Genomic DNA, 20,603 nt, shown 5'->3' with positions numbered 1-20,603 from the left:
GCTTGGATGTGGACGTCGAACGCGATGTCGAGCCAGCCAAATTTTGGTTCGTTGTCGGTCTTGGCGCACTAGCGACTGCCTTCCAACTTTACCTCTTCGCGGAGAAAGTCCTGTGACCGTCCGCATCCGCGTCATCCCCTGTCTCGACGTCGCCGATGGCCGGGTGGTCAAGGGCGTCAATTTCGTCGACCTCAAGGATGCCGGCGACCCGGTCGAGCAGGCGCGGGCCTATGACGAGGCGGGGGCGGACGAGCTGTGCTTCCTCGACATCTCCGCCAGCCACGAAGGGCGCGGAACGCTGCTCGACATCGTCCGGCGCACAGCGGAGGTGTGCTTCATGCCGCTGACCGTCGGCGGCGGTGTGCGAACGGTCGAGGATGCCCGCGCGCTGCTGCTTGCTGGGGCGGACAAGGTCGCAGTCAATTCCGCCGCCGTTTCACGGCCCGAGGTTGTGGCCGAGATCGCGCAGAAGATGGGCAGCCAGTGCTGCGTCGCCTCGGTCGATGCGCGTTGGGTCCACGATCACTGGGAAATCTTCACCCACGGCGGCCGTCGCGAAACCGGCATCGACGCGGTCGAACACGCCGCGAAGCTGGCCGAACTCGGTGCGGGCGAGCTGCTCGTCACCTCGATGGACGGCGACGGCACCCAGCGCGGCTACGATCTCAAGCTGACCCGGACGATCGCCGATGCCGTCTCGATCCCGGTGATCGCCAGCGGCGGGGTCGGATCGCTCGACCATCTCGTGGCGGGCGTCACCGAGGGCCATGCCAGCGCCGTGCTGGCCGCCTCGATCTTTCACTTCGGCACCCACACCATCGCCGAGGCGCACGAAGCGCTGCGGGCGGCGGGACTGCCGGCGCGCGCCTGAGCGAATTTCGGCCGGTCCCGACGCGGGACAGCTTCGAAGTGGCGCTTGCGGACTCGCCTGCCGAGGCAGAGCGGGAAGCCATGCCCCCGCGTATCCTGATGTCCGCCGCTTTCCTGCTTTCCTCGAGCGCCGCACTCGCCGGGGACGGGATGCAGGTGCCCGAAGGTTCGCAGGTCACGCTCTTCGCGCTCGGCCTCGCCGGTGTGCTGATCGGGCGGCGGCTGGCGATCCGCGATCCCGGACAGGATTGACGGACCGCCCGCGCTTGCCCATGCCCCGCGCATGGACACGCTGAGCCGCCTCGAAAGCACTATCAGACAGCGCCTCTCGGCTTCGCCGGAGACGAGCTACGTCGCGCAGCTCCACTCCCGCGGCCTGCCGGTTATCGCCCGCAAGCTGGGCGAGGAGGCGGTCGAAGCGGTCACCGCAGCGCTCTCGGGCAGCACCGAAGAGCTGACCTCCGAGGCCGCCGACGTGCTGTTCCACCTGCTCGTTCTGCTGGCGGAAAAGGACATCGCCCTGGCCGACGTCCTCGCCGAACTCGATCGCCGCGAAGGCACCTCCGGTCTGGACGAAAAGGCTGCGAGGAGCGCCTGATGCCGATCGACCCGACGCTGCCCTACGACGACCAGAACGTGTTCGCAAAGATCCTGCGCGGCGAGTTGCCGTGCAATAAGGTCTACGAGGACGAGTGGTCGCTCGCCTTCCACGACATCGCCCCGCAGGCGCCGGTGCACATCCTTGTCATTCCCAAGGGCGCCTACGTGAGCTGGGACGATTTTTCCGTGCGCGCTTCGGCAGAGGAAATCGCCGGGCTGGCCCGCGCCGTGGGCCATGTGGCGCGCGAGGCGGGGCTGGTCGAACCGGGCTACCGCCTGCTGGTCAACACCGGGATCGAGGGCGGGCAGGAAATCCCGCACCTCCACTTCCATATCTTCGGCGGCAGGCCGCTCGGGCGGATGATCGGCGGCTGAGCCGGCCGGCAGGAGATTCCTAACTTAAGTAAGGTTGCCAGCCGAGTCGCGCGGCGGCTAAGGCCCCCCTCATGACCACGTGCCCAAAATCGCCGTCGGGTGTTCTCGACGGGACGACGCACCGTTTCCCGATGCGCGTCTACTTCGAGGACACCGACCTGACCGGCGTGGTCTATCATTCCAATTATCTCAAATGGTTCGAGCGCGCGCGCACCGAAATGATGCGCCTTGTCGGCATCGAGCAGCGCGCCACCCACGAGGGCGGAGGCGGGGCATACGCCGTGGCCGAAATATCGATCCGCTACCTCAGCCCGGCCCGCCTTGACGACGAGATCGTGATCGAAAGCCGCCCCGTCGAACTTCGCGCCGCCTCGTGCCGCATTGCACAGCGCGCGCTGCGCGGTGATACTGTCCTGGCGGAGGCACAATTACGCGTCGGGTTCGTTGGACCGGACGGGAAACCACGCCGCCAGCCGCTGGAATGGCGCGCGGCATTTGCACAGTTGATGGACGTACAAGGGACTGCATGAACCTCACCGAAATTCTCGCTTCCGGCGCGGTCTCCGCACCGACCCGGCTCAACCCGCTGCAGCTGTTTCTCGATGCCGACATTGTCGTCCAGGCGGTGATCCTCGGCCTCGTGCTGGCGAGCATCTGGGTCTGGGCGATCATAGTCAGCTTCCAGCTCAAGATGGGCAGCGTGCGAAAGCGCTCGCGCGAGTTCGAAAAGCTGTTCCTCAGCGCGCGCGAGCCGGAGCGTCTGCTCGATGACGGGCGTCGCACCAACCCCTCGTTGCGGGTGGCCAAGGCCGGGCTCGAGGAACTGGCGCGCTCGACCGGCAGCAGCGGCCGCGTCATCGACAGGAACGGCGCCGCCGCGCGCGTTGCGCTGGCGATGGAAGGCCAGGTCGCGACCGAGGCCGACAGCCTAGCTGAACGGCTCAACTTCCTCGCCACGACCGGCGCCGTGGCGCCCTTCGTCGGCCTGTTCGGCACCGTCTGGGGCATCATGAACAGCTTCTTCCAGATCGGCCAACAGCAGAACTCCTCGCTCGCGGTCGTCGCGCCGGGCATTTCGGAGGCGCTCTTCGCCACCGCCATCGGCCTGTTCGCGGCGATCCCGGCCGTCATCGCCTACAACCGCTTCAGCCACCGGGTGAACGCCTTCGAGGCACGCCTGCAGCGCTTCGCCGACCGCGTCCACGCCCAGGTCGGGCGCGAGTTGGAGGGCCTCTGAGCCATGGCGATGGGCATCGCCTCCTCTGGGTCCAGCCGCCGCGGCCGTGCGCGCCGCCGTGCGGCGATGGCGGACATCAACGTCACGCCGCTGGTCGACGTGATGCTGGTGCTGCTGATCATCTTCATGGTCACTGCACCGCTGTTGACCAGCGGGGTTCCGATCGACCTGCCCGACAGCCGCGCAAACCCGCTCGACCAGACGCCCGACCAGGTGACGATGTCGATCGACCGTGACGGCTTCATTTTCGTCGACGATTCGCGCGTGCCCGCCGGACAACTGCCTGCCGTGCTCGGTCGCTTCGGCTGCGAGACGGCAGACGCTCCGCTGATCACGCTGCGTGCCGACCGCGCGCTCGACTACGGGCGGGTCATGGCGGTCATGGGCGAACTCAACCGCGCCGGGTGCCGCAGCATATCGCTGGTCACCAACGGTTCAGCCGAAGCGCCATAGCCCGGAACGAAGGATGGCAGCGATCGCGCATCTTCAAGGGGAGGAAAAGGTTGGGCTCGGCATTGCTGTGGTCGCCCACATCGCCCTGTTCGGCCTGCTGCTGTGGCATGCCAACCGCGCGCCGCCGGCGATCCCGCCGACCGAGCGGATGACGGTCAGCCTGGCCACCGACGTGAGCCTTGAATCGACCGCGCCCGAACCCTCGCTGGACTCGCAGGCGGCGGTCGCGCCCGAAATTTCGCCTGAGCCCGAGCCGGTGCCCGCGCCGGTGACCGAACCTGTGCCTCCACCGCAGCCGCGCACGATCGCTTCGCCGACGCCCGCGCCGCCCAAGTCGAAGCCGACCACGCCTCCGAAGCCCAAGCCGACCGCGAGCAGCAAGCTGGGTGGCGGCGCGCGCCTCGGCGACGATTTCCTCAAGGGCGTGAGTGCAGGAGAGCGCAGCGGTTCCGGCAGCCCGGCAGCCAAGTTCGGCCCGGCCGAGCAGGCGAGCCTCGAACAGGCGATCAACCGCCAGCTCAAGAAGTACTGGCAGGCGCCGCAGGGCCCCGACGCCGAGCTGCTGGTGACCTATCTCGCGTTCGACCTCAACAGTGACGGCAGCCTTGCCGGTTCGCCGCGCGTGGTGCGGCAGGAGGGCATCACGCCGACCAACGAGGCGCAGGCGGCCCGCCATGCCGAACAGGCGGTCCGTGCCGTCCGCCTCGCCGCCCCGTTCGACCTCCCGGACGAGTTCTACGACAAATGGAAGCGCGTGAAGTCATGGCGCTTTGACAGGAAATTGGGATGACCATCAGGACGATCATAGCGCTGGCCCTTCTCGCGGCCCCGGTGCCGGCATTGGCCCAGGACGACGCGGCACCGCCGCCCGAGGCGGAGGATGAAGGCGGCCTGACCGGCTCCGTCACTGACGAGAACGCGTGGGAAGACCTCGCGCTCGCCATCCCGAGTTTCGCCACCGACCGCGAACAGTCGACGCCGGCGAACAGCGCCGGGACCGGCGCGCTGGCGCTCGAATTGTCGCGGGTTGTCTACAACGACCTCAGAAACAACGGGCTGTTCAAGCCGACCGGGCCCGATGCGCTGCCCAAGCCGAGCTATGGCGATATCACCAATCCGCAGTTCGGCACGTGGAGCGGGCGCGGGGCAGAGATGCTCGTGCAGGGCTTCGTCCGCGCCGCCAACGACGGCAAGTTGACCGTCGGTTGCTATCTCTACGACGTGCAGCTGGGCGACGAGCTGACCCGCGCCGGCTGGGTGGTGCAGCCGGCCGACTGGCGGCGCGCGGCGCACAAGTGTGCCGACCTCGTCTATTCGCGCCTCTCGGGCGAGAGCCCGTTTTTCGATTCCAAGATTGCCTACATCGCCGAGACGGGGCCCAAGGATCACCGCGTGAAGCGGCTGGCGATCATGGATTCGGACGGGGCCAACCATCGCTTCATCACCAACGGCCAGTCGACCGCGCTGACGCCGCGCTATTCGCCCGACTATTCGCAGATCGTCTACCTCAGCTACCTGAACGACCGGATGCGGATCTACGTCTACGACATCGGCAGCGGGCGGCAGACCCTCGTCACCGAAAGCAGCAACGCGACCTTCGCGCCGCGCTGGAGCCCCGACGGGCGCACGATCCTCTATTCGATGGCGGTCAACGGCAATACCGATATCTATTCGGTGCCAGCTACCGGCGGCACGCCGCGGCGGCTGACCGATACGCCGGGGATCGACGTTGGCGGGTCCTATTCGCCCGACGGCAGTCGCATCGTGTTCGAGAGCGACCGCTCGGGCACGCAGCAATGCTATGTGATGGACGCCAACGGCGGCAACCAGCGCCGCATCAGCTTCTTCGGCGGCCGCTGCGCCACGCCCGAATGGAGCCCGCGCGGTGACCAGATCGCCTTCACCCATATCGTCGGCAACTTCCGCATCGGCGTGATGACCCCTTCGGGCGGCGGGCTTCGCCACCTCACCAATTCCTGGCAGGATGAAGCCCCGACCTGGAGCCCGAACGGGCGCATCGTACAGTTTTTCCGCACTGCCCAGGGCACCTCGGGCGACAGCTCGATCTGGCAGGTGGACCTCACAGGCCGCAACGAACGGCGTCTGCGGACGCCGGTCGGTGCCTCGGATCCGGCGTGGGGGCCGGTTCTGCCCTAAAAACGTCGTCTGTTCGTGGTAGGGTTATCCCTCGGGCGCGGCGAACAGGCGTTGAGATTAAGAAAAGAAAAAGGAGATTTCGATGAACAAGCTGACCATCTCCCTCGTAGCAGTTAGCGCCCTGGCCCTCACGGCGTGTGCCAAGAAGGCTCCGGAACAACTTCCGCCGGCGCCCGAGTCCACTTATGCCCCAGCGCCCACTCCGACGCAGCCTGCCGGCCCGATTCCGGGCAGCCAGGGACACTTCAAGCAGGTCATGGCCGGGCAGGACACGATCTACTTCGACACCGACAAGTTCAACATCGACAGCGAAGACGCCGCGGCGCTGCGCAGCCAGGCGCAGTACCTGCTGCAATACCCGCAAATCCGCGCCACGATCGAGGGTCATTGCGACGAACGTGGGACCCGCGACTACAACCTCGCGCTCGGCGAGCGTCGGGCCAATGCGGCGAAGAACTACCTCGTCAGCCTCGGCATCCCGGCGGCGCGGATCTCGACGATCAGCTACGGCAAGGAACGTCCGGTCGCTCTCGGCTCGAACGAGGGCGCGTGGGCGCAGAACCGCCGTGCGGTGACGGTCGTCCTGAACTGAAGCGAATGAGGTTCCTGCCGGCGCTAGCGCGTCGGCAGCGAGACCTGGATGGCGGGCGCGGCGAAGAAATTCGTCGCGCCCGTATCGTTGGCGCGGTCGAGGTTCGGCGTCGCCATCAGCACGAACACCGCCGTCACGAAGACGGAAATCGACGCGGAAATGGACAGCTGCTTGCTCACGAACGGATCTCCTTGGCGCGCTATATGGGTCGCCACATTCGTTGTGCAATGCAGCATTTGTCTTAAAGTGTAGCAAACGGACGCCTTGGCAGGCGAGCCGAGGCAGGCCACATAGGTGACGATGATTCAGGACATGCAGCTTTGAGCCGCGCCCGGCGTTCGCTCGACTGGGGGTTCCCGCGCTGGCGCGGCTACGGCAGCTCGCGCGAGGCGGCGACCGTGCGGCTGTGCGACCGTCACGGTTGCGAAGAGCCCGGCGATTGCCCCGCGCCCAAGTCTCCTAACAGCAAGGAACGGTGGTATTTCTGCCAGCGCCACGCGGCCGAATACAACCAGAAGTGGGACTACTTCGAAGGCCTCGACAAGGAAGAGGCCGCGGCGCGCGCCAAGTCGGAGCAGAGCGAGAACGCCGGCTATGCCGAGGCGGCGCACTACGGCTGGGCGGGCAGCGGCGACGGCAGCCGCTCCGCCGACGAGATGCGCGCGCTCGACGTGCTCGGGCTCGAATCCGATGTCGACTTCGAGGCGATCAAGAAGGCGTGGCGGGCCAAGGCCAAGGAAGTCCATCCCGACGTCAAGCCCGGCGACGAGGAAGCGGCCAAGGCCTTCCAGGCCTACTCGCTGGCCTACGAGGTCCTGCGACAGGCCGAGGAACGGCGCAGCTGGAAGGGTTAATATCCCCAACCCGCTCGAGCCTCTCCGCGCCGGGCCAACAGCACCGATAATCGCGAAAATCGGAGTTAACGCAGGTGACGCTTTGTTAAGGAAGTTCCCCTATTTGCAACAATCAAACGGGAGGACCTTCGGGATGGATGAACGCCGTTCGTCACCGCGCGTCGCCACGAATGTGGCAGTCGCCTGCCGCGCTCCGGCCACGCCGGTACGCGTGGTCATCCGCGACATCTCGCTGCATGGCTGCAGGATAGAGACCGCTCGCCCGATGGATAACCTCGGTAGCACCGTGCAGGTCGAACTGACCGACAAGGTCAGCGTCTCGGGCAGGATCGTGTGGATCGACGAGCTCTACTGCGGCATCCGTTTCGACAAGCGGCTCGACATCACCAAGTTCGGCGTGCGCGGCTGGATCACCTCGATCGGCGAGAGCGTGCCGCTGCGCGAAATCGACCGCGCGGCCTGACGAATCGGACCGAAATCCGGGCGATTGCCTATATTTGACAGGACGGTTACACACCGTCCTACGGCGCGCCCTGGCTCGGGGGGAACAGGGCGCGCTACCCCCTCCAAGAGCCAGCGTATGCGTCCGCTCCGCCGAGCCTCCTGGTGAACGATCAGTTCGCCGTGGGGAGGCTCTCGCCGCCGGTCACTCTCGGTTCGAGGTTGGGGCGATAGTCGCCGCCGCCCCACTGGCGCCGGGGTTGGCCATCGGCAACGTAGGTTACGCCGATGCTGTAGACCCCGCGGATAGGCTCGCCGCCGGCATCGAGTGCCGGTGCGAACGGTTCGGTGTAGGCCACGGAACAGGCGGCATCGACGAATTCCGGCGCGGGCGCCTTTCCGAATACCTCGCAAGCGCGTGCCACGCCGTTGGGTTCGACGGTAATGACGAGGTCGAAGTGCGCCCCGATCGCCTTCTTCTTCATCTCCGGCGGATAGCTGAGCTGGACCCGTTGCACCCAACCGGCCATGTCGAGCGGACGGGCCAGTTGGCTGGCGCCGTCGAGCTTCGCCCAATCGAGGCCGTATTGCCGGGCCAACCCGGCAAGGCACGACCGCATGACCACCATCGGCGCGCGCATGCTCCCGGTGTGCAGGACGATGTCGCGCGTGAACGCGTTGCCTACGTAAAGGCGGTCGACATCGCGTTCGCGCTGGCGGGCCAGGGAAAAGAGCCGCTGCAGCATGTTCTCGTCGGCGTTGTCGCCTTCCACTGCTTTGAGTTGGTCCTCATTGACCTGCAAGGCGAAGGCGTAGGGAAATGAGACTCCCTGGCGACCGTCCGGCAGGCTGGCCGGCCAGGTCCGCCAATCGAACGTCTTGCCCGGGAGGAACCCGGTCGAAAGGCCGCTCCTGCCCAGCTTTGCCTTGGCAAGCTGATAGTCGCCGGTCACCACCACCATCTTGAGCAAGGGCCCCAAAGTGTGGTTCTCGATCTGAAGCACGACCTTGCGGCCGTCGTTCTCGAACTCCCGTGTGACGGCGCAGCTTTGCGGCGTTTCCGTCAGCGTCCAGTCGGAAGACGGTTCGAGCACCACATCCTTCGCCGCGGCAAGCATCGGGACATGCGCAAGGCACCCCGCGAGGATTGCTGCAAGAATTCTGGGTGTTACGCGCACGGAAGCCCCCCTTCCGCGATGAGGGAACCATACTTGCCGGATTGAAGCAAGTCGGATTGCGGGAGTCTGCTGGAGCTTACACCGCCGCCAGTGCCTGGTCGAAGTCGGCGATGATGTCGCCGGCGTCCTCGATGCCGATGGAGATGCGCACGAGGTTGTCGGTGATGCCGAGCTGGGCCTTGCGATCGTCGGGGACGGAGAGGTGGGTCATGGCCGCCGGGTGGCTGGCGAGGGTCTCGGTGCCGCCGAGGCTCACCGCGAGCTTGGCCACCTTGAGCGCGTCGAGGAAGCGGAAGCTCTCGGCCTCGCCGCCCTTGATGAACAGGCTGAAGGTGCTGCCCGGGCCGGTGCAGTGGCGGTCGTAGATGTCCTTCTGCCGCCCGTCCGGCAGCAGGCCGAGGAAGCCGACGCCTTCCACCTTGGGGTGGTCCTTGAGGAAGTCGCAGACCTTGATGGCGTTTTCGGTCGCGCGCTGCATGCGGATTTCCAGCGTCTCGAGGCTGCGCAACAGCATCCATGCGGTGTTGGGGTCGCAGATGCCGCCCATGGTGTTTCGCAGGCTGCGCACCGGGTCCATCCACGCCTTGGCGCCGGAGATGCCGCCCGCGACGAGGTCCGAATGGCCGCCCGCGTACTTGGTCAGCGAGTAGGCGACGATGTCGGCGCCATTGCGCAGGGGGCTCTGCCACAGCGGGCCGAGGAAGGTGTTGTCGATCGCGATCGGAGTCACCGCCGGATCGAGCGTCGCGTCGCGCGCGGCCTTGACCGCCTCGACATCGACCAGCGCGTTGGTCGGGTTGCCGGGGCTTTCGAGGTAGATCATCGCCACCTTGCCGCCGCGCTCGGCGGCCATGTCCTTGGCCTTCACGATCACCGCATCGAGTTCTTCGCGGGTCGCGCCGGCCGGGAAGTCGACGTAGCGCACGCCGAACTTGCTCAGCCACTTGGCGACGAAGCCCTCGCTCGCGGCGTAGAGCGGGCCGGAGTGGACGATCACGTCGCCCGCCTCGCAATAGGCCATCATCAGGATGCAGATCGCAGTCATGCCGCTGGAGAAGACCAGCGCGTCCTCCGCCCCGTCCCACACCGAGAGGCGATCCTCGAGGATTTCCTGGTTGGGGCCGTTGAAGCGCGAATAGACGAGGCCCTCGGCGCCGCCCGGGCGCTTGCCGGTGATGCCCTCGAAGTGGCGTTTTCCGGCTTCCGCGTTCTCGAACACGAAGGTGCTGGTGAGGAAGATCGGCGGCTTGAGCGAGCCTTCGGAGAGCACCGGGTCGTAGCCATAGCCCATCATCAGGGTGCTGGGCTTGAGCTCACGCCCGCCGATGGTGGTGACTTCGGGCTTGCGGTGGCGACGCGGGGTGAGCGGCTTTACGGGATCGGCCATCGCTGGCGCTCCTTCCTAATTGCTACGCTCCCAGGAAGGCAGGAGCCTGTTCGATTGTTCCCGGGGCGCTGGCGGTCCTAACCTCCGCAGGACCGCATCTCCACCGGGCGTCGGCGAGTGCGCATTACTGCCCGTACCGTGTGAAGGCAATATGGTTGCGGCTGTAACAATTCCTCCCCGGAACGGGGAGGGGGACCGCCCACAGGGCGGTGGAGGGGACTGTCCACATTCGCCGCGCGAGCGGAGAATCCCCTCCGTCAGCCGCTTCTCGCCTGCCACCTCCCCGTCCCGGGGAGGATCTTAACCGAGCAACAGGTGCATTGCCCAGACCACCGCGACAATCACCACCGCGCCGAACACGTCGAGCCAGAATCCGGCGGCGATCATGCGCTTCAACGTCAGGTGGCCGGTTGCCCAGGCGAGGGCGTTGGGGCCTGTCCCGGCGGGCAGCATGAAGCCCCAGGTCGCGGCAATCGCGGCGGGCAGGGCGAGCAGCAGCGGGTCGGCGTGAAGCGATGGCGCCAGCGCCGCGACGACGGGCATGATGCCGCTCGCGGTGGCGATGTTGCTGGCGAACTCGGTGACGAGGATCACGAAGGCCACGACCAGCACCGCCATCACGAACGGCGGCACCGCGGAAAGCGGGATCAGCGCCTCTCCGAGCCACGCGGCAAGGCCGCTCTCGGTCATGCCCATCGCCATCGCGAGGCCGCCGCCGAACATCAGCACGACGTCCCACGGCGCGCGGTTGGCTTCGGGCCAGGTCAGCATCGGACGCCCGGTGCCGTCGGGCAGCAGGAACATCGCTAGGCCCGCAACCGAGGCGATGGTCCCGTCGGTGAGACCGCCCTTGGGCAGCAGCGGCTCGGTCCACGGCTGGGTCATCCACGCCAGCATCGCCAGCACGACCACCGCCATCAGGCGCTTTTCCGCCACCGTCCATGCCCCGCCCGAACCGATTGCTGCCTTGGCGGCCACCGGGTCGAAGGTCTCGTTGCCGAGGTGCTGGACCTTGCCGATGATGAAGGCTGCCAGCGGGATGCTGACGATCACCAGCGGCATCGCGTAGAGGCTCCAGGTCAGGAAGCTGATGTGCACGCCGAGCGATTCCTCGATCAACCCGGCGCCGATGACGTTGGTCGGGGTGCCGATCATCGTCGCGAGGCCGCCGATCGAGGCGGCGAAGGCGATGCCCATCGGCAGCGCCCCGGCGAAGCCCTCGGTCTCGGCCTCCGCGATCCCGCCCGCCGCGAGCATGGCCAGCGCCATCGGCATCATGATCAGTGCCGAGGAGGTGTTGGAGATGAGCATCGAGAGGATCGCGGTGGCGGTCATCACCCCGAGCAGGAGCTTCCACGAGGTCGCCCCGGTCAGCCCCATGATGAACAGGGCCAGCCGCCGGTGCAGGCCGGTGCGCTCGATGGCGAGGGCGAGGAACGCGCCGCCGATGAAGATGAAGATGATCGGCGAGTAATAGGCCGAGGCGGTCCTGTTGGCGTCCGCCACGCCGGCGAGCGGCAGGACGATGAACGGCAACAGCGCGGTGGCGTAGAGCGGGATCGCCTCGGTCATCCACCACGCGGCCATCCACAGCACGAGGCCCGCGGCGTGCCAGGCCATGTGCGGCATGCCCTCCGGCGGCGGCAGCACCAGCGTCAACGCCATGGCGATGAGCCCGCCCCAGAACCCGATCCGTTTCGCCAGCACCCGATGCCCCTTTACCCGTCTCCGCCGCAATCCTAGCCTAGCGGGCGATTACGGCAAGGAGGCCAGGCATGGGCGCGGGCAGGGTAACCGGGATTGGCGGCTTTTTCCTCAGGGCGCAGGACCCGGGCGCGCTCGCCGCGTGGTACCGCGAGAACCTCGGCATCGTCGCCACGAAATCGGGCGAGCCCGATCCCGACGGCAACTGGAGCTGGGCGCAGGAGGCCGGCGACACGGCCTTTGCGATGTTCGCAAAGGACAGCGATTACTTCCCTGCCGATCGCCAGTTCATGCTCAACCTGCGGGTCGAGGACCTCGACGCACTGCTCGACCGGCTCGAGGCAGCGGGTGCGGTCGTCAGCCACCGCGAGGCGATGGAAGGCGTCGGCAGCTTCGCCCGCATCCACGACCCCGAAGGCAACCCGCTCGAACTGTGGGAGCCGCCGGCGGAGGACTAGCCCGAAGGGGTGACCTCCGCGCTTTCGATGTGCCAGCGCAATTGCTCGGGCGTGGCGCCGGGGATGTCGTTGATACGGCGCAGGATCACGTCGCCTTTCCATTGCTCGCTGGTGCCGGTCACAAGCTCGCAGGTCAGCGTGGTGGGCGCGGTGTAGTACTGCGAGCCGGCCGCGCCTTCCATCGTGCCGGTGGGCATGGCGACCGTGATCTTGCGGCAGCGGCCGAACTGCGCGGCGTAGGCCGGGGGGCTCAGGCCGTCCGGCGGTCCGTCCGGCCCGAACTGGGCATAGGCTTCGGCGAACTGATGGTTCTCGAGCGCGCGGGCCCAGGTGAGCAGCACGTTGCGCGCGCCCTTCTCGCCCTTTTCCGCTTCGGGGACCAGCGGCGGGGCAAGCGCGGCTTCGCCCTCTCCGCCAGCCGCGGCCGGGGTTGGCGAGCCGGTTGGCGCAGGCGCAGGCGTCGCCGTCGCGGTTTCCGCGGGCGTCGGCGGTTCCTGCTCGCTGCAGGCAACGAGCGCCAGAACCGCGACCGCGGGGACTGCAAGGATTGGTAATCTGCCGATCATCGTGCCTCCTCTTGCGGAAGCAAACGGGGCGGGGCGGCGCGTCGTTCCACGCGCGGCCCCAATTCCCTATTTCGGCGCCAGCACCATCAGCATCTGGCGGCCTTCGAGCCGCGGATAGGCTTCGATCTTGGCGATTTCCGCCACGTCGTCCTGCACCCGCTTGAGCAGGTCCATGCCCAGTTCCTGGTGCGCCATTTCGCGGCCGCGGAAGCGCAGGGTCATCTTCACCTTGTCGCCTTCCTCGATGAATTTCTTCACGCTGCGCATCTTCACGTCGTAATCGTGTGTGTCGATGTTGGGACGCATCTTGATCTCCTTGATCTCCTGTGTCTTCTGCGTCTTGCGCGCGGCGTTGGCCTTCTTCTGCGCCTCGTAGCGGTACTTGCCGACGTCGAGGAACTTGGCGACAGGCGGATCGGCGTTGGGCGAGACCTCGACGAGGTTCAGCCCAAGCTCATTGGCCTGTTCCATTGCTTCTCGGGTGTACATGACGCCGAGGTTCTCGCCTTCGTGGTCGATAACCCGGACTTTGTCCGACTGGATCATATCATCGTAGCGCGGGCCGCTTTTCACGGGCATTTGCATGCTGCGCCGGGGGGGACGGGCTATGGGGCAGTCTCCTGATAATTGCCTTTGATTGGAGGCGCTATGTAGGGAGATTCCCCCCGGAGCGCTAGTGGGGAGAAACCTAGGCTGCCCTGCGCCAAAGTGGGAACGTTGCCAGCTTGCCTTTCGCCGGAACCAAGGCGTCGATTTCCTCGGCCGGCTGGAGGGCCTTGAGGATTTCCGGATCGGCGGCGTTCATTCCGCCGGTGAGTGCGCCGTAGGCGGGCAGGATCATCCGTTCGCCCGCTTCGCCGCGGCTTATCACCGCGCAGGGGCGGCGGATCGAGCGGTCGCGGACGCGCAGCTGCACGCGCGGGTGGTAGTGGCCGGATATCTCCGGCCGGGTCTCGCCCGGCTGGGCGCGGTGGCGCAGCAGCAGGCCGGCAATGTCGAGTTCCTCGGCCAGCGTGCCCCCGGCCTTGGCTTCCATCCCGGCGTCATGGTTGCCGGTGATCCAGACCCAGTCGGTCGCCCGCACCAGCGCGGCGAGCATGCCAGCGGCGTGCGGCTCCATCCGCTCAGGCCCGTCATCGTCGTGGAAGTTGTCGCCGAGGGTATAGACCCTGCGCGCACCGGTCTCGCGGATCGCCAGCGCGAGGCGTTCGAGCGTCTCGCGGCTGTCGTAGGGCGGCAGCATCTGTCCGGTCCTGGCGTAGAAGCTCGCCTTCTCGAGATGCAGGTCGGCGACCAGCAGCGCCTGCTCGCGCGGCCAGTAGAGCGCGCGGCCTTGCGAGAGCGCGAATTCCTCGTTTGCGAACGAAAGGGGAACCATCGGCTTTCCTTGCACTAGCGCCCCATGCTTGGCAAGCGGGTCCCCCCGTCACGAGAGGAGTCGCTCATGACCGAGCCCCGCAAGATCGAACGGCAGGACCTGTCGGGCTGCCAGTTCAACGATTGCAACATGGCGGGCGCAGGGTTCGACAACGTCAACCTGCGAGGGGCGGCCTTGCGCAACGTCAATTTCGCCGATGCCGTTCTCGACGATATCAACATGAAGGGCGTGCGGATCGAGAATGCCAACATCGAGGGATTGACTATCTACGGCTACGACATCCACGAGCTGCTCCAGCCGCTGCTCGAACGCGACCACGACAAGAAGACCAATCCGGGAGCCTGAATTGACCGACTGGAGTGCCCAGACCCAGCTAGCGCGCGACTGGTTCGAGACCCTGCGCGACCAGATCTGCGCCGCGTTCGAGGCGATCGAGCGCGAGGCGGGGTCCGACGCGAGCTTCGAATACATTTCCTGGAACCGCGAAACCGACGACGGAGCAGAAGGCGGTGGCGGCGTGCGCGGAGTGATGAAGGGCAAGGTGTTCGAGAAGGTCGGGGTCAACGTCTCGACCGTGTCGGGCGATTTCGCCCCGGGCTTCGCGCAGACCATCAACGGGGCGAGCGAGGACAGCCCGGGCTTCACTGCGACGGGCATCAGCCTGGTCGCGCACATGGCCAACCCGCATGTCCCCGCGGTGCACATGAACACCCGGTTCCTGACCACCAGCAAGGCGTGGTTCGGCGGCGGGGCGGACCTCAATCCGCCGATCCCCTACGAGGAGGACACCGAGCAGTTCCACGCCGCCTTTCGCGCTGCCTGCATGGGCCACAACCCGACCTACTACGAGAAGTTCAGGAAGTGGGCCGACGACTACTTCTTCATCCCCCACCGCGGCGTCGCCCGCGGGGTCGGCGGGATCTTCTACGATCACCTCGAATGCGCCGATCTGGCCCAGTTCGAACGCAACTTCGCCTTCACCCGCGACGTCGGCAGCGCCTTCCTCGACGTCTTCCCGAAGATCGTCCGCCGCCGCATGGGGCAGGAGTTCACGCCCGAGGAAAAGGCGGCGCAGAAGGAATGGCGCGGGCGCTACGTCGAGTTCAACCTGGTTTACGACCGCGGCACGCTGTTCGGCCTCAAGACCGGCGGCAACATCGACGCGATCCTGATGAGCCTGCCGCCCGAGGTGACCTGGAGCTGAGCTAGTCCGACGCGATCCGCGTGCGGAACCAGTCGGCCAGTTCCTCCTCGCTCAACTCGCCGGCGGCGAGGGCGAGGAAGGCCACGACCAGTTCGGCATCGCTTGCATCGAGTTCGTACCCGTTGAGGTCTAGAAAGGTTTCGCTGACCACCGCCGCGGTACGCTTGTTGCCGTCCACGAAAGGGTGGTTGCGGGCTATTCCGAAGGCGTAGGCGGCAGCCAAGGCTGCCGCGTCCGGTTCGCCGTAGGCCGCCAACTGTCGGGGTCGCGCCATGGCGCTTTCGAGCAGGCCGCGATCGCGCACGCCTTCGCCGCCGCCATGCTCGACGAGCTGTTCGGCATGCGCCACCTCCGCCACTTCGATGGCGATCCAGATCCAGTCTGGGGTCACGACGCTATTTCGCGAGTTCGCGCAGGGCGCGCTTGCGCCGCTCCATCACCTTGCGAGCCGCTGCCATCTGCGTGTCGAAATCGTCATCCGGGGGAGCAAGCTCGATGCCGCGCGGAGTGGTCGCGAGCGAAAGCTCGCTGCCGACCTTGGCGGCGAGATGCGCCAGCACCTCCTTGGGCAGGATGATCCCGGCGGAATTGCCGATCTTGGTGATCTTGAGCTTTGCGTTCATACGAGCGTTATAACGCAGACGGAAGCTGCGTTCAAGCTCACTTCTCGTCCGCCGACCACACCCGCACCCAGTCGACCAGCATCGCGACATTTCCGCCCTTGATCTTCTCGACCGTCGCCGCGGGCAGGCCGTTGTAGGGCTTTTCGACCCCGTTGATCTTGAACGGGTAGGCCCCGCCCAGCGCGAAGTTGAGAATCACGTACTTGGGGTTGTCGAAGCGCCACTTGCCGTAGTGTTCGACCATCGGCCGGGTGACGCGGTAGACGAGGTGGTCGTCGACCTCGAACAGGATCGCCTGCTCGTCCCACTCGACCGAGTAGGTGTGCCAATCAGTCACATCGAGGCCCTCGGGGAAGTAGAACTTGTTCACCAGCGGGGTCTCGCCCGAATAGCCGGGGCCGTGCAGCGCAACGCCGGTCCAGTCCTTCTCGCCGACGTATTCCATGATGTCGATTTCGCCGCTGTCGGGCCACTTGCCGTTGCCGAGCAGCCAGAACGCCGGCCACACTCCCTCGGCATCGGGCATGCGGATGCGCGCTTCGGCGCGGCCGTGGGAGAATTCGAACTTGCCCTGCGTGTCGATCCGCCCGGAGACGAAGTCGGCCTTGCGGTCGCCCTTCGGGTCGATCCCCGGCTTGTACAGCGGGCGCAGCATCAGCGCGCCGCCCTTGGCGCCGGACACGCCCTGCACGATGCTGACGGTCGCCGGGTCGTCGACGTAGGCCTGCTGCTCGTTGTTGACCCAGAAGTCGGGTCCGACGACGTTCCAGCGTGTGCGGTCGAGCGCTTGCCCATCGAACTCCTCGGCGAACACCAGCTTGCCCGGCGGATCCTCGGCGCGGGCGGGGAAGGCGAGCGTGAGAGCGGCCGTTGCGGCCAGGGCGAAGAGGGTGCGGGTCGAGTTCATGCGCGTCTGATAACGTTCACAATCATCGTTGGCAATTCGCACGACATGCTCCTCTCCAGCTCTCTTCCCATGGACAGGCTAGGACCGCTCGCGGAACCGCGCCAGCCGCTCGATTGCGGTGTCGAGCGTGGCGTCTTCCTTGGCGAAGCAGAAGCGCAGGTAGCCCTTCTCTGGCTCGTCGCCGCAGAAGGCGCTGACGGGGATGGCCGCGACGCCGGCTTCGCGGATCATTCGGGTCGCCACCGCCTCGTCGTCGGATTCGAGGTCCGAGGCGGTGAGATCGATGGTCAGGAACCAGGTCGCCGCCGAAGGGAGGACGGCATAGCCTCCCAGCGCCAGCCCGCCGGCCAGCCGGTGGTAGGCGGCGACGTAGCGGGCACGGTGTTCGGAGTGCCATTCGGCGGGCAGGGCGAGGCCCTCGGCGACCGCCCATTGCAGCGGCACGGCGGTGGTGAAGGTCAGGAACTGGTGCTGCGCGGCAATGCGTTCGGCCAGTGCCGGGGCGGCGACGGCCCAGCCGACCTTCCACCCGGTGAGCGAGAAGATCTTGCCCGCCGAGCCGATCTTGACCGACCGGTCCTTGAGGCTCTCGACGTGCAGCGGCGAGACCTGTGTGCTGCCGTCCAGGATCATGCCTTCCCAGACCTCGTCGCAGATCAGCACGATGTCGCTCGCTTCGCACAGGGCGCCGAGCCGTTCGAGGTCGGCGCGGCTGACCAGCGTGCCGGTCGGGTTGTTGGGGGTGTTGACGAGGATGGCGCGGGTACGCGGGCCGATGGCCGCCTCGAGCGCGTCGAACGGGATGGTCCAGCCCGGCGCCTCGAGCGGCACGATCCGCGCCGTGCCGCCCGCGCGTCGGACCAGCGGCAGGTAGGCGTCGTAGAACGGCTGCAGCAGCACCGCCTCGTCGCCCGGACCGACGAAGGCGAGGATCGCCGCGGCGAGCGCCTCGGTCGCGCCGGAGGTGACGATGACTTGCGCGGGATCGACGGCGAGGCCCTGTTCCTGCACGTAGTAGCGGGCGACGGCGGCGCGTAGTTCGGGGAGGCCCCGCATCGGCGGGTACTGGTTCGAATGCTCGACCAGCGCGCGCTGCGCCGCCGCCAGAAGTTCGGGCGCGTGCTCGATCTCGGGGAAGCCCTGGCCGAGGTTGATCGCCCCGGTTTCGCGGGCGAGCGCCGAGACGCGGTCGAACACGGTGTCGGAGGCGGAGGGCGCGGTCGGCGGCATGGCCGCAGCGTTATGCGCCTGCCATCGCCAGCCGCAAGCGCCGCGGCAGGAAAATCGCTGTCCTACAGGCCACTAGCTGTGCCAGCGTTCCGGCGATGCTTATCGATTCGATCATGCCTGACAGCGCCGAATGCCAAGGTGCCGGTTTCGGTCGCAAGGTGACGGTTTTCGCCCGCAAGGCGACGCTTTTGGCCGACAAGGTGACACAATTGGCCGTTTCGCACGGCATCGTGTCCCACGTGTCAACACCCCCGCCGTTCTTTCCGCTTGCCCAAGGCGCGGCGCACCCACATCTTGGCGGGCCATGCTGAGGCAGTACGAACTGGTCGAGAGGGTCAAGGGATACGACCCGGACGCTGACGAGGCGCTGCTCAACCGCGCCTATGTCTATACGGTGCAGAAGCACGGCACCCAGAAGCGGGCCAGCGGTGATCCCTATTTCAGCCACCCAGTCGAGGTCGCCGGCCTGATCACCGACCTCAAGCTCGACCAGGACACGGTCATCACCGCGCTGCTCCACGACACGGTCGAGGACACGCTGGCGACGATCGACGATGTCGAGGCCAACTTCGGGCCCGACGTCGCCCGGCTGGTCGACGGGGTCACCAAGCTCTCCAAGATCGAGCAGCTCACCGACGACGAGCGCGCTGCGGAGAACCTGCGCAAGTTCCTGCTCGCCATGAGCGAGGACATCCGCGTCCTGCTCGTCAAGCTCGCCGACCGGCTGCACAACATGCGCACGCTGCACTTCATCCGCAGCCCCGAGAAGCGCAAGCGCATCGCCCGCGAGACGATGGATATCTACGCCCCGCTGGCCGAGCGGGTGGGGATGTACGAGTACATGCGCGAGATGCAGCTGCTCGCCTTCGAACAGCTCGAGCCCGAGGCCTACGCCACCATCACCGGACGGCTCGAACAGATCCGCAGCAGCGGCGAGGGGCAGGTCGACGCCATCGCCCTCAAGATCAAGCAGGCGCTGGCCGAAGCCGGCATCCGCGTCGAGCTGTCGGGGCGCGAGAAGCACCCTTACTCGATCTGGCGCAAGATGGCCGAGCGCCACGTCAGCTTCGAGCAGATCTCCGACATCATGGCGTTCCGCATCATCACCGAGAACGTCGAGGACTGCTACCGCGTGCTCGGGGTGCTGCACCAAGTCTGGCAGTTCGTGCCGGGGCGCTTCAAGGACTACATCTCGACGCCCAAGACCAACGGCTACCGCTCGCTTCACACGACGCTGATCTACGAGAACTCGATGCGCGTGGAGGTGCAGATCCGTACCCGCGAGATGCATCGCCGCAACGAGTTCGGCCTCGCCGCGCACTGGGCCTACAAGCAGGACGACCGCCCCGACGGACAGGTCGGCTGGTTGCGCGACCTGATCGAGATCGTCGACGCCAGCCACGATCCCGAGGAGCTGCTCGAACACACCCGGCTGGCGATCTACTCCGACCGCATCTTCGCCTTCACTCCCAAGGGCGCGCTGTTCCAGCTGCCCAAGGGTTCGACCCCGGTCGATTTCGCCTTCGCCGTGCACACCGACCTCGGCGCGCAGACCGTCGGGGCGAAGATAAACGGCCGCCACATGCCGCTGCGCACCGAGCTGCACAACGGCGACGTGGTCGAGATCATCAAGGGCAAGAACACGGAGCCGCAGCTGTCGTGGCTCAGCTTCGTTGTGACCGGCAAGGCGAGGGCGTCGATCCGCCGCGCGGTGCGGGCCAAGGAGCGCGAGGAAGTAGCCTCGATCGGGCGCAAGATGTTCGACGACATCGCAGGCCGGGTGCCGGCCAAGATCGGCCGCAAGGCGATCAAGGCGGCGGTCGAGCGGCTCGAGCTGGATGACGAGGACGACCTGATGCTCGCCATCGGCTCGGCCAAGCTGAGCGACCGCGAGGTCATGGAGGCGCTCGTTCCCGGCTGCACCGCCGACCTGCCCGAACTGCCCGCTCAGGAACGCGCGATCTCGATCAAGGGGTTGACGCCGGGCATGGGATTTGTGCTCGCCGACTGTTGCCACCCGGTGCCGGGCGACCGCATCGTCGGGCTCAAGAAGCCGGGTGTCGGAGTCGAGGTCCACGCCATCAACTGCCTCGAACTCGCCAACGGGATCGACAACGACTGGGTCGACTTGTCGTGGGGCGAACGCTCGCAGGGCGCGGTCGGGCGCCTGCGCGTCGTGCTCTACCACCGGACCGGAACGCTGGCCGAGATGGCCACGATCTTCGCGCAGAACCGGGCCAACGTAATCAACCTCGAACTGACCCAGCGCGACGACCCGTTCCACACCTACGACGTCGACCTCGAAGTCTCCGACCTCGCACACCTGACCCGCATCGTCAGCGCCTTGCGGGCAAGCGAGGCGGTCGCCCAGGCGGAGCGCATCTGAGGC

The 20,603-nt window shown here is 66.8% G+C and carries 28 protein-coding genes; 17 read left to right on the top strand and 11 right to left on the bottom strand.

The window, feature by feature from the left end; translation table 11 throughout:
* The first annotated feature begins 112 nt into the window (after positions 1-112).
* The 10 genes from hisF to pal all read left to right on the top strand — a co-directional run bounded on the left by hisF (position 113) and on the right by pal (position 6,284).
* The gene (hisF, locus tag GRI89_RS01400) at positions 113-871 is read left to right on the top strand and encodes an imidazole glycerol phosphate synthase subunit HisF (protein ID WP_328598021.1); all 759 of its coding nucleotides are present in this window, start codon (positions 113-115) and stop codon (positions 869-871) included.
* Positions 872-951: 80 nt separating this feature from the next.
* The gene (locus GRI89_RS01395; RefSeq protein WP_159791489.1) at positions 952-1,122 is read left to right on the top strand and encodes a hypothetical protein; all 171 of its coding nucleotides are present in this window, start codon (positions 952-954) and stop codon (positions 1,120-1,122) included.
* 31 nt (positions 1,123-1,153) lie between these two features.
* The gene (locus GRI89_RS01390) at positions 1,154-1,468 is read left to right on the top strand and encodes a phosphoribosyl-ATP diphosphatase (protein WP_159791488.1); all 315 of its coding nucleotides are present in this window, start codon (positions 1,154-1,156) and stop codon (positions 1,466-1,468) included.
* A complete protein-coding gene (locus GRI89_RS01385; protein ID WP_159791487.1) occupies positions 1,468-1,845 on the top strand; it encodes a histidine triad nucleotide-binding protein in 378 nt (125 codons plus the stop codon). The genes GRI89_RS01390 and GRI89_RS01385 overlap by 1 nt, the downstream gene beginning before the upstream one ends.
* A gap of 71 nt (positions 1,846-1,916) precedes the next feature.
* The gene (locus GRI89_RS01380) at positions 1,917-2,375 is read left to right on the top strand and encodes a YbgC/FadM family acyl-CoA thioesterase (protein ID WP_159791486.1); all 459 of its coding nucleotides are present in this window, start codon (positions 1,917-1,919) and stop codon (positions 2,373-2,375) included.
* Positions 2,372-3,082 carry a protein TolQ gene (tolQ, locus tag GRI89_RS01375; RefSeq protein WP_159791485.1) on the top strand — a complete coding sequence of 237 codons (711 nt, stop codon included), beginning with the start codon at positions 2,372-2,374 and terminating at the stop codon, positions 3,080-3,082. The genes GRI89_RS01380 and tolQ overlap by 4 nt, the downstream gene beginning before the upstream one ends.
* A gap of 3 nt (positions 3,083-3,085) precedes the next feature.
* A complete protein-coding gene (locus tag GRI89_RS01370; protein ID WP_159791484.1) occupies positions 3,086-3,535 on the top strand; it encodes an ExbD/TolR family protein in 450 nt (149 codons plus the stop codon).
* 13 nt (positions 3,536-3,548) lie between these two features.
* On the top strand, positions 3,549-4,325 hold the full coding sequence (locus GRI89_RS01365) for an energy transducer TonB (RefSeq protein WP_159791483.1): 777 nt from the start codon (positions 3,549-3,551) through the stop codon (positions 4,323-4,325).
* Positions 4,322-5,692: a Tol-Pal system beta propeller repeat protein TolB gene (gene tolB / locus GRI89_RS01360; protein WP_159791482.1), complete on the top strand. Its 1,371-nt coding sequence runs from the start codon at positions 4,322-4,324 to the stop codon at positions 5,690-5,692. Before GRI89_RS01365 ends, tolB begins: the two co-directional genes overlap by 4 nt.
* An 82-nt stretch (positions 5,693-5,774) precedes the next feature.
* Complete coding sequence (pal, locus tag GRI89_RS01355) at positions 5,775-6,284, top strand: peptidoglycan-associated lipoprotein Pal (protein ID WP_159791481.1); 510 nt, start codon at positions 5,775-5,777, stop codon at positions 6,282-6,284.
* A gap of 23 nt (positions 6,285-6,307) precedes the next feature.
* On the opposite strand, the gene GRI89_RS01350 is transcribed toward pal, so the two are convergent.
* Complete coding sequence (locus GRI89_RS01350) at positions 6,308-6,463, bottom strand: hypothetical protein (protein ID WP_159791480.1); 156 nt, start codon at positions 6,461-6,463, stop codon at positions 6,308-6,310.
* Between the two features lie 141 nt (positions 6,464-6,604).
* Here GRI89_RS01350 and GRI89_RS01345 point away from each other — a divergent pair, with 141 nt between their 5' ends.
* Positions 6,605-7,138: a J domain-containing protein gene (locus GRI89_RS01345; RefSeq protein WP_159791479.1), complete on the top strand. Its 534-nt coding sequence runs from the start codon at positions 6,605-6,607 to the stop codon at positions 7,136-7,138.
* Between the two features lie 133 nt (positions 7,139-7,271).
* On the top strand, positions 7,272-7,601 hold the full coding sequence (locus GRI89_RS01340) for a PilZ domain-containing protein (RefSeq protein WP_159791478.1): 330 nt from the start codon (positions 7,272-7,274) through the stop codon (positions 7,599-7,601).
* A 151-nt stretch (positions 7,602-7,752) separates the two neighbouring features.
* Here the strand turns inward: GRI89_RS01340 and GRI89_RS01335 are convergent, their stop codons facing one another.
* From GRI89_RS01335 to GRI89_RS01325, 3 genes are all read right to left on the bottom strand, one after another.
* Complete coding sequence (locus GRI89_RS01335; RefSeq protein ID WP_159791477.1) at positions 7,753-8,697, bottom strand: energy transducer TonB; 945 nt, start codon at positions 8,695-8,697, stop codon at positions 7,753-7,755.
* Between the two features lie 136 nt (positions 8,698-8,833).
* Positions 8,834-10,144 (bottom strand): cystathionine gamma-synthase family protein, encoded by a 1,311-nt coding sequence (locus GRI89_RS01330; RefSeq protein WP_159791476.1) that lies wholly within the window; start codon positions 10,142-10,144, stop codon positions 8,834-8,836.
* Positions 10,145-10,444: 300 nt separating this feature from the next.
* Positions 10,445-11,851, bottom strand: a complete 1,407-nt coding sequence (locus GRI89_RS01325; protein WP_328598020.1) for an SLC13 family permease — start codon at positions 11,849-11,851, stop codon at positions 10,445-10,447.
* 68 nt (positions 11,852-11,919) lie between these two features.
* On the opposite strand from GRI89_RS01325, the gene GRI89_RS01320 reads away from it, so the two are divergent.
* A complete protein-coding gene (locus tag GRI89_RS01320) occupies positions 11,920-12,306 on the top strand; it encodes a VOC family protein (RefSeq protein ID WP_159791475.1) in 387 nt (128 codons plus the stop codon).
* Here the strand turns inward: GRI89_RS01320 and GRI89_RS01315 are convergent.
* From GRI89_RS01315 to pdeM, 3 genes are all read right to left on the bottom strand, one after another.
* Entirely contained in the window at positions 12,303-12,872 is a 570-nt protein-coding gene (locus tag GRI89_RS01315) for a hypothetical protein (RefSeq protein WP_159791474.1), read from the bottom strand. The two genes, GRI89_RS01320 and GRI89_RS01315, sit on opposite strands and share 4 nt — an antisense overlap.
* Before the next feature lie 66 nt (positions 12,873-12,938).
* A complete protein-coding gene (infC, locus tag GRI89_RS01310) occupies positions 12,939-13,457 on the bottom strand; it encodes a translation initiation factor IF-3 (RefSeq protein WP_159791473.1) in 519 nt (172 codons plus the stop codon).
* Between the two features lie 103 nt (positions 13,458-13,560).
* Entirely contained in the window at positions 13,561-14,250 is a 690-nt protein-coding gene (pdeM, locus tag GRI89_RS01305; protein ID WP_159791472.1) for a ligase-associated DNA damage response endonuclease PdeM, read from the bottom strand.
* 66 nt (positions 14,251-14,316) lie between these two features.
* On the opposite strand from pdeM, the gene GRI89_RS01300 reads away from it, so the two are divergent.
* Together GRI89_RS01300 and hemF are read left to right on the top strand one after the other, a co-directional pair.
* Positions 14,317-14,595 (top strand): pentapeptide repeat-containing protein, encoded by a 279-nt coding sequence (locus GRI89_RS01300; RefSeq protein WP_159791471.1) that lies wholly within the window; start codon positions 14,317-14,319, stop codon positions 14,593-14,595.
* A gap of 1 nt (position 14,596) precedes the next feature.
* A complete protein-coding gene (gene hemF, locus GRI89_RS01295; protein WP_159791470.1) occupies positions 14,597-15,454 on the top strand; it encodes an oxygen-dependent coproporphyrinogen oxidase in 858 nt (285 codons plus the stop codon).
* A 1-nt stretch (position 15,455) separates the two neighbouring features.
* On the opposite strand, the gene GRI89_RS01290 is transcribed toward hemF, so the two are convergent.
* From GRI89_RS01290 to GRI89_RS01275, 4 genes are all read right to left on the bottom strand, one after another.
* Positions 15,456-15,845: a type II toxin-antitoxin system death-on-curing family toxin gene (locus tag GRI89_RS01290; RefSeq protein WP_328598019.1), complete on the bottom strand. Its 390-nt coding sequence runs from the start codon at positions 15,843-15,845 to the stop codon at positions 15,456-15,458.
* Between the two features lie 4 nt (positions 15,846-15,849).
* Positions 15,850-16,077 carry an AbrB/MazE/SpoVT family DNA-binding domain-containing protein gene (locus GRI89_RS01285; protein ID WP_159791469.1) on the bottom strand — a complete coding sequence of 76 codons (228 nt, stop codon included), beginning with the start codon at positions 16,075-16,077 and terminating at the stop codon, positions 15,850-15,852.
* A gap of 37 nt (positions 16,078-16,114) precedes the next feature.
* Positions 16,115-16,984, bottom strand: coding sequence for a glycoside hydrolase family 16 protein (locus GRI89_RS01280; RefSeq protein WP_159791468.1), 870 nt, complete (start codon positions 16,982-16,984; stop codon positions 16,115-16,117).
* A 78-nt stretch (positions 16,985-17,062) separates the two neighbouring features.
* The gene (locus GRI89_RS01275) at positions 17,063-18,214 is read right to left on the bottom strand and encodes an aminotransferase class I/II-fold pyridoxal phosphate-dependent enzyme (protein ID WP_159791467.1); all 1,152 of its coding nucleotides are present in this window, start codon (positions 18,212-18,214) and stop codon (positions 17,063-17,065) included.
* Positions 18,215-18,309: 95 nt separating this feature from the next.
* Between GRI89_RS01275 and GRI89_RS01270 the strand changes: the two genes are divergently transcribed.
* Together GRI89_RS01270 and GRI89_RS01265 are read left to right on the top strand one after the other, a co-directional pair.
* Entirely contained in the window at positions 18,310-18,525 is a 216-nt protein-coding gene (locus GRI89_RS01270) for a hypothetical protein (RefSeq protein WP_159791466.1), read from the top strand.
* Positions 18,519-20,600, top strand: a complete 2,082-nt coding sequence (locus tag GRI89_RS01265; protein ID WP_159791465.1) for a RelA/SpoT family protein — start codon at positions 18,519-18,521, stop codon at positions 20,598-20,600. Before GRI89_RS01270 ends, GRI89_RS01265 begins: the two co-directional genes overlap by 7 nt.
* Positions 20,601-20,603 lie beyond the last annotated feature (3 nt).

The sequence above is a fragment of the Croceibacterium salegens genome, from assembly GCF_009827435.1.
Taxonomy (GTDB): Bacteria; Pseudomonadota; Alphaproteobacteria; order Sphingomonadales; family Sphingomonadaceae; genus Croceibacterium_B; species Croceibacterium_B salegens.
Note: the sequence above shows the minus strand (reverse complement) of the source record. Positions and strands in the feature narration are given on the sequence as shown.